Source organism: Streptomyces sp. NBC_00096, assembly GCF_045041305.1.
Lineage (GTDB): Bacteria > Actinomycetota > Actinomycetes > Streptomycetales > Streptomycetaceae > Streptomyces.
Window position 1 is genome coordinate 7216850 of sequence record NZ_CP108221.1, and the last position, 15998, is coordinate 7232847.

The window sequence follows — 15998 nt, forward strand, 5'->3', positions numbered from 1 at the left end:
ATGTGCGGGTCGTCCGTACGGAATTCCTTCCGCTCGACCCCCTGCCGGATGAGCCCCGCCGACCATTTCCGCACGTCGGGCGGCGGGAGCCTTCCGGGTCCGCTTGCTCTCGGGGCTTGACGGCATGGCGGCAACGCCATTGAGTGTGCGACCAATACGCAAGCACGTGCGCGAGCAGGTGGGTACGACCGCCGCCGGAGGGCTCCATGGCATCCCCGATTCCCGACCCGCAGCCGGACCCGCACCCGCAGCCGGACCCGCACCCGCAGCCGGACTCGCACCCGCACCCGCATTCACGTCAGCCCACGGACCCGCCCGGCCCGCGGAGAACCGGCGCGGCGCCGCCTCCGGACCGGGCGGGCCGCGTAGAGGCCCACGGCATCGACCACATTCCCGAAGCCGAACGCCACGGCCGCGCGCGGGAGCTGTTCGCCGTCTGGGCGGCGGCGAACGTGAACTACCTGAACCTGGTGGTCGGCGGAGCACTGATCCTCATGGGCCTGAGCCTGGGTCAGGCCATCGCGGTCATCGTGGTGGGCAACCTGTTCTGGGCGCCGGTCGGCCTCCTCGCCGTCTCCGGTCCGGCCTCGGGCACGCCGAGCGAAGTGATCGTGCGGGCCATGTTCGGCATCCGCGGCAACCGGGTGAACATCGCGATCAACGGCTGGCTGATCTGCATCTGCTACATCGCCCTCAACCTGGCCGCCGCCGCGATCGCGGCCTTCTCGCTCGTGGAGAGGGCGGGCGTCGCCGCGAACACCGGCGTCAAGATCGCCGTCGTGGTGCTCATCGCCGTCCTCACACTGGCCATCAGCGTCTACGGGCACGCGACGATCGTGAAGCTCTACCTCCCGATCACCGTGGTCCTCACCGCCGCGTTCGCCGTCGTGGCCTACGGAGTGCTGGGCCACGCAGACTTCGGCCACGAGCCCGCCGAGCCGCTGACCGGCGGCACCCTGTGGGCGGCCCTCGCCGGCGGGGTCACGCTCATCGCCGCCGGACCGCTCTCCTACACCAACAGCGCCGACTTCTCCCGCTACCTGCCCCGGTCGGCCTCCCCGAGGGCCGTCGCCGGCTGGACCGCGCTCGGAGGCTTCCTGCCCGGCGTCGCCGTCACCTCGCTGGGAGCCCTCGCCGCCACCGCCGTGGACATGACCGACCCGCAGACCGGCCTGGAGGCGGTCCTGCCCGCCTGGTTCGTCCCCGTGTTCCTGCTCGCCCTGGTGCTCGGCTCGATCGCCGTCAACGCCATGACCGCCTACAGCTCCGGCCTCGCGCTGCAGGCCGTCGGTGTGCGCATCCGCCGCTCCCTCAGCGTCATCGTCGACGGAGTGCTCGCCGTCGCGGTGACCCTGTACGCGCTCCTCGTCTCCAACTTCCTGGACACGGTCAGCAACCTCCTCCAGCTGACCGTCGTCCTGCTGGGCCCCGGCCTGGCCGTCTACGCGACCGACATCCTGCTGCGCCGGTGCCGCTACGACGGCCTCGCGCTCACCGACGAGACCCCCGGCAGCCCCTTCTGGTACACCGCGGGCGTCAACTGGGCCGGCGCGCTGGCCGTCACGGCGGGCACCGCGGCGGCCGCCCTCTGCGCGAACACCACCCTGTACACGGGTCCGCTCGCGCACGCCCTGGGCGGCGTGGACCTCTCGCTGCCCGTCGGCATCACCGTGGCGGCGATCCTCTACGGGATCCCGATGCGGCGCGCCACGCGCGGACGCGGCGCGGCCCCGGGAGCATGAACCGGCACACCGCCGACTGCGCTTCCTCGACGCCTTCGGGCCCGCGGGACCCCGGGCCCTCCGACGCCCCCGGCCCTCCGGCCCTCCGGCGCCTCGCGGGCCCGGCCCCGGCGGACGTCAGCCGCGCTCCACGCTCACCCCGCCCAGGAGCCCCCACGCGTCCACCCGGACCGTCGGCCCGCCCGGCGCGGTGGGGCCCGCGTCGCTGACCCCGCCGAGACGGATGCCGCCGACCTTCACCGTGACGTCCGGACGGACCTTGAGGGAGACGCCCCCGATGAGGCTGAGTTTGGTGATCTTGATCTCGGCCCCGTCGGGGAGGTCGACGTCCGTGAGGTCGATGCTGGCGCCCCCGATGAGCGACGCGGTCAGCGTCCGCTCGTGAATCGTCTCTCCCTCGAGGCGATGCCCGCCGATGATGCTCACGTGGACGTCGGTCTTCTGGTCGTCGTTCCCATCGCTTTTCGTCATGCGGGTCACCGTAGGCCCGGAGCGCATCCTTCCCCGACGCCCCAACTCCTTTGTTTTACAGGAGATTTACCAAGCTCAGAGCCTCGCGGGCCGGCCGTCCCCGGACTGCTACTGCGCACCGGGGGCCCGGAGTTCACCCGTCCGCGCGACGCGCGAGTACCAGTGCGCACTCGACTTGGGCGTACGCCTCAGGGTCCCGTAGTCGACGTGGATCGCGCCGAACCGTTTGGCGTACCCGTACGACCACTCGAAGTTGTCGAGCAGCGACCAGAGGAAGTAGCCGCGTACGTCCACCCCGTCGGCGATCGCCCGGTGCACGGCGCCGAGGTGGGCGTGGACGTAGGCGGCGCGCTCCGGGTCGTGGACCGTGCCGTCCGGGCCGACCTCGTCCTCGTACGCCGCTCCGTTCTCGCTGACGAGCAGCGGCAGGCCCGGATAGCGGGCGGCGGTCCGCGTCAGCAGGTCGTACAGCGCACTCGGATCGACCGGCCAGCCCATCGCCGTACGCTCGCCCGGCGCGCGGTGGAAGGCAACCCGGTCCGCGCCCGGCCAGGGGGAGTGCTCGCTGTTGCCGTGGCCGTCGTCCTGCGGTTTGCGGTCGCCCTCGGCGACGTGCGAGACGACCGTCGGGGTGTAGTAGTTCACGGCCAGCAGGTCCAGGGGCTGGTGGACCGTCGCGGTGTCGCCGTCCCGGACGAAGGACCAGTCGGTCAGGTGCGCGGTGTCCGCGAACAGGTCCGCGGGGTAGGCGCCCTCCAGCATCGGGCCCAGCCAGATCCGGTTGCCCACGGCGTCGATGCGGCGGGCCGCGTCCGCGTCCGCGGGCGAGGGGCCCAGCGGGCGGACCTCGTGGAGGTTGAGGGAGACCGCGAGCCGGCCGCCCCCGGGCAACGCGGCCCGCAGGGCCTGGACGGCGAGACCGTGGCCGAGGTTCAGGTGATGGGCCGCGCGCAGGGCGGCGACCGGGTCGGTCCGGCCGGGGGCGTGGACCCCCGATCCGTAGCCGAGGAACGCGCTGCACCAGGGCTCGTTGAGCGTGGTCCAGCGCTCCACCCGGTCCCCGAGCGCGCCGGCCACCAGGCCCGCGTACTCGGCGAACCGTTCGGCGGTCGCGCGCTCGGGCCAGCCCCCCGCGTCCTCCAGGTGCTGGGGCAGGTCCCAGTGGTAGAGGGTGAGGGAGGGTTCGATGCCGGCGGCGAGCAGCTCGTCGACGAGCCGGCGGTAGAAGTCCAGGCCCTTCTGGACGGCGGGGCCCCGGCCGGTCGGCTGCACCCGCGACCAGGAGACGGAGAACCGGTAGGCACCCAGGCCCAGTTCGGACATCATCCGGACGTCCTCGGTGAACCGGTGGTAGTGGTCCACCGCCACGTCACCGGTATGGCCTTCGAAGACCTTGCCCGGGGTGTGCGAGAAGGTGTCCCAGATGGACGGCGTACGGCCGTCCTCGCCGGCGGCGCCCTCGATCTGGTACGCGGCGGTGGCCGTGCCCCACAGGAAGCCGGACGGGAAAGAGCGGACGGCGGTGAACGGCCGGGTCTCGGACGCGGTCATAGGAGAGCGCTCCCAACTCGAGTGCGGAAGAGGATGCTGTACGGACAGCGGTACGGACAGGGGGGGAGGGGCCGTCAGTTCTTGACTGCGCCGGCGGTGATGCCGCCCACGACGTACTTGCCCAGCACGGCGAAGACCAGCAGCAACGGCAGCGTGGAGATCAGCGCGCCGGTCAGCACGACGGCCTGGTCGACGGTGTGGTCCCCCGCCCCGAGGCCGGCCAGGGCGACCTGGAGGGTCGGATTCCCGTCCGGGGTCAGCGCGATGAACGGCCAGAAGAAGTCGTTCCAGGCCTGGACGAACACGAGCATCCCGAGGACCGCCATCGCGGGCCGCGCCACCGGGAAGACCACGTGCCAGATGATGCGCAGGCTGTGAGCGCCGTCCATCCTGGCCGCCTCCACCAGCTCCACCGGCAGCGCCTCGACGAGGTACTGGCGCATGAAGAAGACGCCGAAGGCAGCGACCAGAGAGGGCAGGACGACCGACTGGAGCTGATCGACCCAGCCGAGGTCGGTGATGATCTGGTAGAGCGGGATCACACTGAGCTGCGGCGGAATCGTCATGGTGGCGACCACGAGCGCCAGCAGGGCGCCCCGGCCCCTGAAGGGCAGCTTGGCGAAGGCGAAGCCGGCCAGGGTGGAGAACAGGACGGTGGACAGGGCCACGAGCCCGGCGACGACCGTCGTGTTCACCAGGGCCCTGCCCATGTCGACCTGGTTCCAGGCGAAGGCGAGGTTGTCGAAGAGCCGGGGGCCGGGCAGGAGCGGGGCCGGGGCCTCGACCACGCGTTCGCCCGAGTGGGAGGCGGCGACGAGGTTCCAGTACAGCGGGAAGAGGGAGACGAGGGCGGCGAGCCCCAGCAGGACGTAGGTCACCGGTCCGGCGTGGTGCTGACGGCCTGCCGACTGGCGAAGGAGCCGGGCGCGCGGAGCCGCCGCGGCGACCCCGGGCGTATCGGGCGTGCGGGCCATGGACTCAGCTCCCCGGCTTGTTCTTGCGCTTGTCGTTCGAGCGGGTGATCAGCAGCTGGACGCCGCCGATGAGCAGGAGGAGCAGCAGCATGACCCAGGCGATGGCGGAGGCCTGGCCCAGCGCGCCGGTCACCCACCCCTTCTCGTACATGAGCAGGCTCAGGGTCTGGAACTGGTTCCCGCTGCCGCCGCTGATGCCCACGCTGCCGCCGAAGAGCATCGGCTCGCCGAACAGCTGGGTGGCACCGATGGTCGAGACGACGATCGTGAACAGGATCGTCGGCCGGATCGAGGGGATGGTGACGCTGAGGAACTGACGCAGGCGCGAGGCCCCGTCGAGCGCCGCGGCCTCGTAGAGGTCCTGCGGTACGGCCTGCATCGCCGCCAGGTAGATGAGCGCGTTGTAGCCCGTCCAGCGCCATGTCACGATCACCGAAATGGCGATCTGGGCCGGCCACTTGGAGGACTCCCAGGCGACCGGATCGAAACCGGCCAGGCCCAGCGCCGAGTTGATCAGTCCGTAGTCGGTGTTGAAGAGCTGGGCGAAGACGAGCGTCGCCGCCGCGATCGAGGTGGCGTACGGGGCGAGGACCGCGACGCGGAAGAAACTCCGGCCGCGAAGACGGTAGTTGAGCAGATGTGCCAGACCCAGGGCCATCAGCAGCTGGGGAACGGTCGACAGCGCGCCGATGGTGAAGGTGTTCGCGAGCGCGTTCCAGAAGAACTCACTGGTCGCCAGGGACCGGTAGTTCTCCAGCCCCTTCCACTGCGCGCTGCCGCCGAGTTCGACCCGGTGGAGCGAGAGCCAGCCCGTGTAGACGAGGGGGAAGAGCCCGAAGGCCGCGAAGGTGAGGAAGAAGGGGGCGAGGAAGACGTACGGGGTCGCCTTCAGGTCCAGGCGGTAGAGCGTGCTGCGCAGGCCGGCCCGGCCGGAGGGCGGTGCGGCGGTGGCCACGGGGGCTTCCTTCCAGGTCGCGTATTGGGTGGGGGCGCCCACGGGAGAGGTCGGGGGCGTGTACGGGGGAGCGGAACGGGTGGTGCGGACGGTGACGGCCGCCGCCCGCAGGATGCGGCGGCGGGCCGTCACGCGGTGTCCCCGCTACTGGTCGATCTTGTCGTCGACCAGCTTCCTGACGTTCTCCCAGGCCTTCGCCGGGTCGGTGCCGCGCTGCTCGATGTCGAGGATGCCGTTGTCGGTGAGGAAGGTCTTCACCTGGCCGTCCCAGCGGCTGATCGGGGCGGGGGTGATGCCGGCCGCCGCCTGCGAGTAGATCCTGCCGACCGGGGTGTCGCCGAAGTACGGCAGCTTGGCGTCCTGGACGGCCGGAGAGGCGAGGGCGTCCTTGGAGGACGGGATGTTGCCGTTCACGCCGAAGACCTTGGCGTGCTGCGCGGGGGCGGTGAGCCAGGCGGCGAGCTCGGCCGCCTCCTTGGTGTGCTTGCCCGACTTCGGCACCGCGAGGAAGGAGCCGCCCCAGTTGCCGGCCACGGGCGGCGCGGCGATGTCCCACTTCCCCTGGTTCTCCGGGCCCGCCTGGTCCTTGATGATGCCCGTCATCCAGCTGGGGCAGGCGACGGTGGCGAACTTCGAGTTCTTGAAGGCCGCGTTCCAGGTGCCCTTCTCGTCGAACTGGCGCAGCTTGGCGGTCAGTTCACCCTTGGCCGCCGCCACGGCGGTGTCCCAGGCCTTCTTCACGCCCGGACTGTTCTCGTAGTCCAGCCCGCCCTTCGCGTCGGCGTACTGCACGGGCTCGCTGGAGATCACGGCGTTGAACAGGCCGCTGGCGGAGTCGTGGAAGGCGGTCCCGGCCGGGGCGTTCTTCTTGTACGTCTCGCCGGCCTGGAGGAACTTCGCCCAGTCGCCCGCCCAGAGCGCGGCGACCTCGGTGCGGTCGGTCGGGAGTCCGGCCCGGGCGAAGAGGTCCTTGTTGTAGCAGATGGCCATCGGGCCGATGTCCGTGCCGAGGCCGATGACCTTGCCGTCGCCCGTGGTGGCCTGCTTGACCTTCCAGTCGAGGAACGCGCCGAGGTCCGCGCCGCCCGTCTTGCCCAGGTCGGTCCATTTGTCCGCCAGGGTGGGGCCGGTCGCCTCCGCGATGTATCCCACCTCCAGGGCCTGGATGTCCGCGAGACCGCTGTCGCGGGACAGGCGCAGCTTGAGCGTGTCCCAGTACTTCTGGCCGTCGGCGACGTTCGATTCCTCGATCTTGATGTGCGGGTGGGCCTTCTCGTACTCCGCGTACAGCTTGGCCCCGGTGGCGTTGTCGTAGCCGAAGGAGCCGAAGGTTCCGATCCGCAGCGTGATCTGCTCCCCGCCGGTCGGACCGGGGTCCTTGCCGCTGTCGCCGCCGCAACCGGTGAGCAGGGCCGTGCCGGTCGCGACGGCGGCGATCGCGGTGACCGCGGTGAGCGCGGTGCGGTGCCCGCGTCCACGTCCGCGTCTGCTGCTGGAAGTGCGCATGCCACTCTCCTCGTCCAAAGGTGGTGCCCGTTGTGCGCCAGGGGGTCCGGGGGCCGTTCGCGGCTCGGCGGGGGCCTGCCCGGACCTGTGGTGAAGGTCGTTCTCGCATCCTGGAGTGGGAGCGCTCCCACGTCGTTGCCGGAAGGTTGCTGCTTGGCAGGTGCGAGTGTCAAGACGTGAGCGCGAATTCATGACCCGAAGCCATGCTCCGGCCGTTCCGCGGGCACGGCCGTGGCACCGTGGGGAGATCCTGGGTAATGTGGGAGCGCTCCCATTCTGTCGATCGGCGTAACGTGTTGCGCGTGGGGACGGGGGTGGGATCCACTGTCCTGCCTGATCAGACGCGCGCGGACCGCCGCGCAACGGCACGGAGCGCGATGTCGCACGAGGGGAGTTCGAGGGTCGTGAGCGGACGGCAGAACGGCAGGCCCACCCTGGAAGAGGTCGCGGCCCTGGCCGGTGTCGGCCGGGGCACGGTCTCCCGGGTGATCAACGGCTCGCCGCGGGTGAGCCGGCAGGCCAGGGACGCCGTCGCGCGCGCCGTCGCGGAGCTCGGGTACGTACCCAACCAGGCGGCCAGGGCTCTCGCCGGCAGCCGGACCGACGCGGTCGCCCTGGTCATTCCGGAGACCGAGGCGAGGCTGTTCTCGGAGCCGTACTTCCTCGACCTGATCCGCGGGGTCAGCGCCGAACTCGCCGAATCCGACAAGCAGTTGCTGCTCACCCTGGTCCGCACCGAGGCGGAGCGGCAGCGGTTCGAGCAGTACCTGGCCGCCGGGCGCGTGGACGGCGTACTGCTCGCGTCCGTCCACGGCGACGACCCGCTGCCCGACCGGATCGCACGGCTGGGGCTGCCGGTCGTCATGAACGGACGGCGCTCCGAGGCCGAACCCGTCGCCTACGTGGACTCCGACAACATCGGCGCGGGACGCGCGGCCGTCGCCCACCTCGTGGGCCGGGGCCGGAGCCGGATCGCGACCATCAGCGGCCCGCTCGACATGTACGTGGCCCGAGCCCGTCTCGGCGGCTACCGCGCGGGTCTCGCCGAGGCGGGGCTCGCGCCCGACGAGTCGCTCGTGGCGACCGCGGACTTCACCGAGGAGGGCGGCCGGCTGGCGATGCGCGAACTCCTGGCGCGCGACCCCGGCCTGGACGCGGTGTTCGCCGCCTCCGACGTGATGGCGGCGGGTGCGCGCGGGGTGCTGAGGGAGGCCGGGCGGCGGGTCCCCGAGGACGTTGCCCTCGTAGGGGTCGACGACTCCACGGTCGCGCGGCTGATGGACCCGCCGCTGACGAGCGTGCGCCAGCCGATCGAGGAGATGGGCCGCACGATGACCCGGCTGCTGCTCCGGAAGATCGCGGAGCTCTCCGGATCCGGGGGCGCGGCCGGGGCCGGGGGAGGAGCCGCCACCACGGCCGGAGCCGCGAACGGATCCGCGGCCGTGGCCGCTCAGGGCGGGGAGCCGCGCAGGGTCCTCCCAACCGAGCTGATCGTGCGGGATTCCAGCTGAGGGCCCCGCGGACCGGTGGCCCCGCGGACCGGTGAGGCCCCGCGGCCCGGAGCCGTACGGAACCGGGAGGTTCCGTACGGCTCCGGGCCAGGGGCGGGGCGCTCGGTTCACCGGCGGTGGGTCACAGCGCCGGATGGGCGTTCTTCATGAGCTCCTGGAACTGCGCCGAGAACCACTGACCCGACAGCGGCGCGTTCGGGAAGGACCCCGACATGCTGTTGCCGTTGCGGGCGTTGCCCGTGTAGGCCGGGTCGCACATCCGGTCGAAGCCCTTGCCCTCGTTGTTCGGGATCTCCTTGCTCGCCCCGTCCGACTCGCCCGGCGGCTTGATCCACACGTAGGCGTCGATGCCGGCCGCCGGGGCGGCCTGCGGCCGTTCGCCGAGCCCGGCGCCCGACTGGTTGCACCAGTTGCCGAGGTGGATGCGCCGGTCGTAGCGGCCGCCGTCGACGTACGTGTCCACGCTGGTCAGCGGGCCCGCCCCGGTCGGGCGTGCCGTGCCGCCCCAGCCGTTGCGGGAGGTGTCGATCAGCATGCCGAGGTTCGTGTCGAAGCCCAGCGAGACCAGTTTGCTCCGCATGGCCTGGGCGTACGACAGCTCGTCCGTGTACCGGTTCCAGTCGACCCACTTCGACTGGCGCACGGAGGTGCCGTTGACGGAGTCCGTGATCGTGAAGTGGTCCTCCTTGAGGGCGCTGTAGTTGGCCGTGTTCACGATGAAGCCGTGGACCTTGGAGAGCGTGGAGCCCTCGGCGGTGGCGGCCTGCTTGAAGATCTCGGCGGAGGCGCCGAAGTTGTCGTCCCAGCCGAGCCAGCCGTGGTGCCCCGCGTCCACGTAGTTGTAGACGTTGGCGATCGAGCCCAGCTTGTTCAGGGCGTAGCCGACCCCCTTGATGTAGTTGCCGTTGGTCTTCATCACGTCGCAGTTGGCCGTGGCCGTCGGGCGCCCGGACACGTTGGTGACCAGGTTCGGCAGTGAGTCGATCTCGACGGTGGTGACGATCCGCAGCCCCGCGTACTTGGGGTCGGCGAGGATCGCGGCGATCGGGTCGATGTACTGCGTCTTGTACTTGTCGATCTCGGTGGGACCCAGCTCGCCGTTGGAGGCGAGCGCGGCGCAGTCCCGGCCCGGCAGGTTGTAGATCACCAGCTGGACGACGAGCTCGCCGCTGCCCTTCTGCGCCAGGGCGGTGTCGAGGTGGGCGCGCAGTCCCATCGAGCCGCTCGAGCCCGCGATGGCGGCGGTCCGGTCCAGCCAGACTCCGGTGGGCTGGTTGGCCACCCTGGAGCCGCCCGGCTCGGCGGCGGCCTTGGCGGACCACTCGGGGTTCACGTACACCTTGGCGCCGGCGTACGGGTTGTCCGCCTTGCCGCCGGAGGGCGGCGGGGTCGTGGGGGGTGTGGTCGGCGGGGTCGTGGGCGGGGTCGTCGGGGGAGTGGTCGGCGGCTGGGTCGGATCGGTGGCGCCGTTGCAGGTGACGCCGTTGAGCCGGAAGGTCGCGGGGACGGCGTTGGTGCCGCTGTACGAACCGTTGAACCCGAAGGAGGTCGAACCGCCCGTGGCCAGACTCCCGTTGTACGAGAGGCTCTTGGCCGTCACGGCGGCCCCGGACTGCGTGATCGCGGCGTTCCAGCCCTGCGTGACCTGCTGGCCGCCGGCGTAGGACCACTCCAGGGTCCAGGAGGCGACCGGGTCGCCGGTGTTGGTGACGACCACGTCGGCGCCGAATCCGGTGTTCCACTGGTTGGTGATCCGGTACTCGACCTTGCAGCCGGCGGTGGCTGCACCCGCGCTGGAGGCCGTGACGGTCGCGGTGGCGCCGGCCGCGGTGACCAGGCCGATGGCCGCCAGCAGGGCGGTACGGCTGGTCCTGCGGCCGGTCGCACGGGAGGCCGTACGGGAATTCGTGCCGGGAGTCGTGCGGGGGAATGTGCGGCTCATGTCGTGGGGTGCCTTTCAGTTCAGGGCGCGCAGGTGGTCGCGCAGCCCGCTGCCGAATGAGGTGGGTGTGCCGTCGTACGAGGTGATCAGGGCCGGTCCCGAGGAGCAGTTCCAGGTGTTCCAGGTCCAGCCCAGGTACGAGAGTGCGTGGGCGTCGAACCAGGCCATGACGCGGTCGACGAACGCGTGCGCGCAGGTGTTCTCGCCGGTCTCGCCCGCCACGAGGGGGACCCGGGCGGCGACCGGGGCGAGTGTGGAGTCCCAGCAGGCCTCGTCGGAACAGGTGTTGAAGTTGTAGCCGTGCCAGGCGGCGGCCAGATTGCCGGTCGGGTCGCCGGGGGCCCGCGTGAGCCACTGGCTCAGATCATTGGAGTAGGCGATGCCGGGGACCAGTACGAGATTGCGGGCCCCGGTCGCGCGGACTGAGTCCACCAGGTCCTGCATGCCGGCCACCTCGTAGCCGATGCCCGGGCAGGTGCCGCCGTCGCGCCAGCAGCTCCACGCCTGCTCGGCGGTGGAGGTGGCCCGGTCCGGATAGGGCTCGTTGAACAGGTCGAAGACGATCCGCCGGTCGCTCTTGAAGGTGTTCGCCACCGAGGTCCAGAAGGCCGGGGCGTACCGGGCGTCCGGCATCGGCTTCTGGCAGGAGGCGTGGACGTCGGCGCATCCGGCGGAGTTGCCGGTGTACTGGCCGTACGTCCAGTGCAGTTCGACGACCGGGGTCATGCCGTGCGCGAGCACCCGGTCGACCAGGCCCTTGACCGCATCGGTGTAACGCGTGCCCCGGTACTCGGGCTTGATGTTGTCGAGCCCCAGCCAGCACTCCTCATTGAGGGGGATGCGGACGGTGTTGGCCTTCCAGTCGGCGATGGCGGCCACCGAAGCGTCGTCGACGGGACCGTCGAAGATGCCGTTGCCCTGGACGCACATGAACTCGGCCCCGGAGCGGTTGACGCCGAGGAGCCGGCGGGTGGCGCCGTTCCGGTCGGTGAGGCGGTTGCCGGTGACGCCGAGTTCGGGCGCCCCGGACCCGGGACCGGTGGGTGTCGGCGTCGGTGCCGGGCCGGTCGGTGTGGGCGTGGGTGTGGGTGTGGGGACGGTCGGTGTCGGTGTCGGTGTCGGTGTCGGTGTCGGTGTCGGGCCGGTTCCGGTGTCGCAGGGAGCTCCGTTGAGCGTGAACGCGCCGGGTGCCGTGTTGGCACCCGTCCACGAGGCGATGAAGCCGGCCGTCACGCTCGTACCGGTGCCGAGCGCGGCGTTCCAGCTCTCGTTCGCGGCGGTGACGGCAGACCCGGTCTGGGTCCACTTGGCACCCCAGCCCTGACCGAGCGTCTGACCCGCCGGGAATCCGAAGCCGAGGCTCCAGCCATTGAGCGCGGAGCCGTTGTTGGTGACGGTGACCGCACCCTGGAATCCGCCGGCCCATTGGCCGGCGACCGAGTACGCCACCGTGCAGGAGGGGGCGGCCGCGGCTCCTGCGGCCGGACCCGTGACGGCGAGCGCACAGCTCGCCATGGTGAGCGCTGCCGCCGTGAGCAGCGCGGACATGCGTGGGGGGTGTCGCATGAGCGACTCCTTGCAGCGAGGGCGCGCTCTGGCGGCGCGCCGACTGACGGAATCGCTCCCACTGGTTGGGGCCAGACCGTAGCGCCAAGTCGTGCCGAGCAAAAGGGGAGTTGCCCAAATTCGCAGGGGGAACGGCTTCGACTCTTCACGCGTCTTGACGTGGTTGCGTCCCGTCTGCACAGTGGGAGCGCTCCCACTGGTTCAGAGCCTGCACACGCGACTTCAGCGCACGCCTTCAGTGCACGCCTTCAGCTCACCCCGAGTTTCCGAAGAGTGAGGAGGACCGTCAGCATGCCGATCCGCGCACCCCCAGCCGCGGTACCCGTGCGCCGGCCGCGGTAAGGCGGTGGTTCAGGTGGTTCGGGAGGCCCCGCGGGCCAGGGCGTCGGCGGCGAGCTCCTGGGCCCGTGCTCTGACCGCCGGCGTGGCCTTGTCGGTCGCTCCGCTGTCGAAGGGGGGCCGGGGGTCGTACTCGATCAGGAGCTGGACGGCTTCCGCCGTGGTCCGGTCCTCGATGCGGGCGGCGAGCTCCAGTGCCATGTCGATGCCGGAGGAGACGCCGGCCGCGGTGACGACCTTGCCCTGGAAGACCACCCGCTGCCCGGTGGGGACGGCACCGAAGGACTCCAGCCGGTCGATCGAGTTCCAATGGGTCGTGGCCCGTAGGCCGTCGAGGATTCCGGCGGCTCCCAGGAGCAGGGCTCCGGTGCACACGGAGGCCGTCCACCGGGTGGCCGGGTGCACCGCGCGCAGCCAGCGCACGTACGGGGAGGAGGCGACGGCGAGGGCCCGCGATCCGGGGCCTCCCGGTACGACCACGATGTCGCAGGAGTCGATGTCGCCCAGCGCGGCGTCGGCGGTGATCCGCAGGGCTCCGCTGTCCGCGGGCACCGGGCCCGGCCGCTCCGCGGCGAAGACCACTTCCGCGCCGGGCAGGAAGCGGAGCACCTCGTACGGGCCGATGGCGTCGAGCGCCGTGTAGCCGGGGAAGAGCGGGAAGACGATGCGCATGGGCCGGTGCCTTTCTCCGGAGGGCGACCGGATCGCCGTCCTCCTGCCGGTCAGTCTTCCCGCAGGTCAGTCCGCGCGCAGCTCCGCCGCGCACAGGTCCGGGCCCACGAAGGGGAGCAGCCGTGCCGTGGTCCCGCTGGATTCGAGCAGTCCGTCCAGGACTCCCTGGTGGACGGCGCACACGACCTCGGGCCGGGCGCGGGCCAGCTCGCGGTACGGGCAGTCGTGCAGCAGTACCCGCCGGGTGCCGGGGTCGGGGTCCGGCTCGTCCCGGGGTGCGAAGCCCATCCGGGCGGCCACGGCGAAGACCTGCTCCACCGCCGGACCCTCCCCGGCCAGTTGCCGTCCCCAGCCGCGGCCGGCCTCGCGGGACGCGCCGGGCCCTCCGCCCACCGCCTCGGCCAGCGCTGCGGCCAGCTCCCGGAAGGCGGCCTCCGCGGGCCGTTCCGCCGGATCGGCGCGGGTGGGCGCGTACCGCAGCCGGGGCCGGCCGCGGCCCCCTCCGGCCGAGGTGGTGGCCGTGACCAGGCCCGCCTCTGCCAGGGCGGCGAGGTGGTGGCGGACGGTGGCGACCGAAAGCCCCGTGGCAGCGGCCATGTCATCCACGCCCAGCAGGCCGTCCGCCTCCCGCAGCAGGGTCATCAGCCGCCGACGCGACGGAACGGCCAGGGCGTGGTGGACACGCTGGGCATCCACGCCACGGGGCATTTCGGTCATGTCTCCAATATAAACGAGGGCCATCGATTAAAAAGGGGAAGGAATTCCCGGCTTCCCGGCTTCCCGGCTTGCTCGTTTCCCGGCTTCCCCGTTTCCGCCTTCCCGGCGGCTCCGTGCCCGGTGCCTCGGCGTCAGGTGCCCGTCCGGACGGCGAGCGACCACCTGCGCAGCTCCCCGGCGGCCGAGGCGACCGCATCGGTGATCCGCAGCTTCCAGCTGCCCGGCACCGCGTCACCGATCAGCGGTGCGAGCAGGGAGGGCGGCTGGGAATCCAGGGTCACCCTGAGGTTCTTGGCATCCCCGCCCGTGCGGTTGTGGATGACGGCCCGGCGGCCGCTCGGCGCCATCAGCACCACGCGCAGATCGCCGATGCGGGGGTGTTCGATGTCGATCGTCACGGTCAGGTCCCGGACCGTGCCCTCACCCTGGAGGACGATCTCATCGGTCAGACCGCCGACGTCGTCCTCGGGGATCGTCGCTCCGGGCGCGGACGCGCCGGTGACGAGCGTGCCCGCGACGCCCTGCTCGCCCGTGCGGAAGGTGAGGACCTCACCGGGGGCGGAGATGCCGGAGATGGTCAGCCCGGACTCGGTGCCGTCCCACCACAGGGACGCGGGGCGGCTGCCGTGCGAGACGGCGGTGCCCAGCGTGGGTCCGTAGAGGTCGGCGCCGTCGCCCTGGTTCCGGTTGGTCTCCAGGTCCAGGTGGCCGTCGGCCTGCAGCAGTGCGCACTGGTAGTGGTTCACCGGGGTGCCGCTCTGGAACTCGTTCGATCCCTTGATGTCGCAGTGGTAGACCGCGAGTCCGCTGGAGGTCAGGAGGGAGTCGAAGCCCAACGCGCTCCGGTTCTCGACGAGGTAGTACTCGACGTTCCTGCGCTGCGGGTTCTGGAAGATCAGGGCCTTGTCGTACTCCCCCTGCCGCGCCTCGTAGACCCCGGGCCGGGAGATGTCCACATCGTGCGTCCAGCCCACGAGGCGGCGGAGGTAGACGCAGACCGCGGACGGGAGGAAGCCGTCGCCCAGGTTGTTGCCGGCGGCCATCGTGCAGTAGGTGCCCAGGCCCGCGCTGGTGAAGTCGTCGCCCTCGCGCTCGGCCGTTCCGTAGTCGTAGAGGTCCGGCCACCTGCACAGCAGATGCCCGCTCTCGTGGCAGAAGGTGCCGATGCTCAGGTCGGCCGCCGTGTCGCCGATGCTCGTGACGGTGTAGAAGTCCGTCCGAACGCCGCCGATCTGCGCGGGGAAGCGGGAGTTGTGCGGCCAGAGGTCTTCCCGGAACTCCGTCGGTCCCGCGTACATGATGCAGATGGAGTCGACTACGCCGCGCCCGAGGGAGTCGAACCGGGCGAAGTCCACGCCGGCGTCGATCGCCGCCTGAAGCGCCTCCGGTACGAGCTTGCCCCGGTTCGCCTTCAGCCCGTACGCGAGACGGGGCCTGCTCAATCGGAGCGGGCCGACCACCGTATTGGTGAATCGGAGCCTGTCCGTCGACATGGTGCGGAAGAACTCCTTGACGGAGCAACTGTTTCCGTTCGCGGTGAAGTGGGGGCTGTTCAGCAGGGCGGAGACGTCGTCCACGGTCACCTGCGTGGGCGTGTCCGGGAAGTCGACGAGGATCGTGAGGCCCTGGATGTCGCCCTGGGTGAGGGCGAAGCCGGGCAGGAGACCCTTCTCGGGGCCGAAGGTCAGCAGGGTGTCCGGGTCGGTGCCGGCCCGTTCCTCCTCCGGGACCATCTCCATCAGCCGCTCCTTCACCACGTCCCTCCGGTAGACCTGCCCTTCCCGCAGGTGCCGGGGAAGCCCCTCGGGCGGGGGACCGCTGATGGGCGTACCGCTGGAGACGAACCGGCGCCCGGCTCCGCCGCCGTCGGCCTCGGCGTAGCAGTAACATCCCCGGACTTCGTCGTAGACGACCGAGTAGCCGTCGACCGTCTCGTACCGCGCGTACTTGTCGTCACCGAAGGCGACGAGCTGGACGTCGCCGCCTTCTTCCTGGGCGAGGGTGAGGGTGTCGCCGAAGATGCCGCTCATCGCGAAGCGCCTCCCGGGGTCG

Annotated in this window: 12 protein-coding genes; 2 read left to right on the forward strand and 10 right to left on the reverse strand. The window is 71.3% G+C overall.

Going from position 1 to position 15998, the window contains the following annotated elements; translation table 11 throughout:
* The first annotated feature begins 206 nt into the window (after window positions 1–206).
* Window positions 207–1742, forward strand: a complete 1536-nt coding sequence (locus OG904_RS32210) for a purine-cytosine permease family protein (RefSeq protein WP_405497082.1) — start codon at window positions 207–209, stop codon at window positions 1740–1742.
* A 117-nt stretch (window positions 1743–1859) separates the two neighbouring features.
* Here OG904_RS32210 and OG904_RS32215 read toward each other — a convergent pair whose 3' ends face one another.
* The 5 genes from OG904_RS32215 to OG904_RS32235 all read right to left on the reverse strand — a co-directional run bounded on the left by OG904_RS32215 (window position 1860) and on the right by OG904_RS32235 (window position 7199).
* Window positions 1860–2213 carry a hypothetical protein gene (locus tag OG904_RS32215; RefSeq protein ID WP_405497084.1) on the reverse strand — a complete coding sequence of 118 codons (354 nt, stop codon included), beginning with the start codon at window positions 2211–2213 and terminating at the stop codon, window positions 1860–1862.
* A 108-nt stretch (window positions 2214–2321) separates the two neighbouring features.
* Window positions 2322–3764, reverse strand: a complete 1443-nt coding sequence (locus OG904_RS32220) for a GH1 family beta-glucosidase (protein WP_405497086.1) — start codon at window positions 3762–3764, stop codon at window positions 2322–2324.
* A gap of 74 nt (window positions 3765–3838) precedes the next feature.
* A complete protein-coding gene (locus OG904_RS32225; protein WP_405497088.1) occupies window positions 3839–4738 on the reverse strand; it encodes a carbohydrate ABC transporter permease in 900 nt (299 codons plus the stop codon).
* Between the two features lie 4 nt (window positions 4739–4742).
* Window positions 4743–5693 (reverse strand): carbohydrate ABC transporter permease, encoded by a 951-nt coding sequence (locus OG904_RS32230; protein WP_405498385.1) that lies wholly within the window; start codon window positions 5691–5693, stop codon window positions 4743–4745.
* Between the two features lie 144 nt (window positions 5694–5837).
* Window positions 5838–7199 (reverse strand): ABC transporter substrate-binding protein, encoded by a 1362-nt coding sequence (locus tag OG904_RS32235; protein WP_405497090.1) that lies wholly within the window; start codon window positions 7197–7199, stop codon window positions 5838–5840.
* Between the two features lie 377 nt (window positions 7200–7576).
* Here OG904_RS32235 and OG904_RS32240 point away from each other — a divergent pair, with 377 nt between their 5' ends.
* Window positions 7577–8710, forward strand: a complete 1134-nt coding sequence (locus tag OG904_RS32240) for a LacI family DNA-binding transcriptional regulator (protein WP_405497092.1) — start codon at window positions 7577–7579, stop codon at window positions 8708–8710.
* A 121-nt stretch (window positions 8711–8831) separates the two neighbouring features.
* On the opposite strand, the gene OG904_RS32245 is transcribed toward OG904_RS32240, so the two are convergent.
* The 5 genes from OG904_RS32245 to OG904_RS32265 all read right to left on the reverse strand — a co-directional run bounded on the left by OG904_RS32245 (window position 8832) and on the right by OG904_RS32265 (window position 15976).
* Window positions 8832–10652: a glycoside hydrolase family 6 protein gene (locus tag OG904_RS32245; protein WP_405497094.1), complete on the reverse strand. Its 1821-nt coding sequence runs from the start codon at window positions 10650–10652 to the stop codon at window positions 8832–8834.
* 15 nt (window positions 10653–10667) lie between these two features.
* Window positions 10668–12218, reverse strand: a complete 1551-nt coding sequence (locus tag OG904_RS32250; RefSeq protein WP_405497096.1) for a cellulase family glycosylhydrolase — start codon at window positions 12216–12218, stop codon at window positions 10668–10670.
* Window positions 12219–12569: 351 nt separating this feature from the next.
* Window positions 12570–13229: a DJ-1/PfpI family protein gene (locus OG904_RS32255; protein ID WP_405497098.1), complete on the reverse strand. Its 660-nt coding sequence runs from the start codon at window positions 13227–13229 to the stop codon at window positions 12570–12572.
* 66 nt (window positions 13230–13295) lie between these two features.
* On the reverse strand, window positions 13296–13946 hold the full coding sequence (locus OG904_RS32260) for an ArsR family transcriptional regulator (RefSeq protein ID WP_405497100.1): 651 nt from the start codon (window positions 13944–13946) through the stop codon (window positions 13296–13298).
* Window positions 13947–14077: 131 nt separating this feature from the next.
* Window positions 14078–15976 (reverse strand): M6 family metalloprotease domain-containing protein, encoded by a 1899-nt coding sequence (locus tag OG904_RS32265; protein WP_405497102.1) that lies wholly within the window; start codon window positions 15974–15976, stop codon window positions 14078–14080.
* Between the last annotated feature and the right edge of the window lie 22 nt (window positions 15977–15998).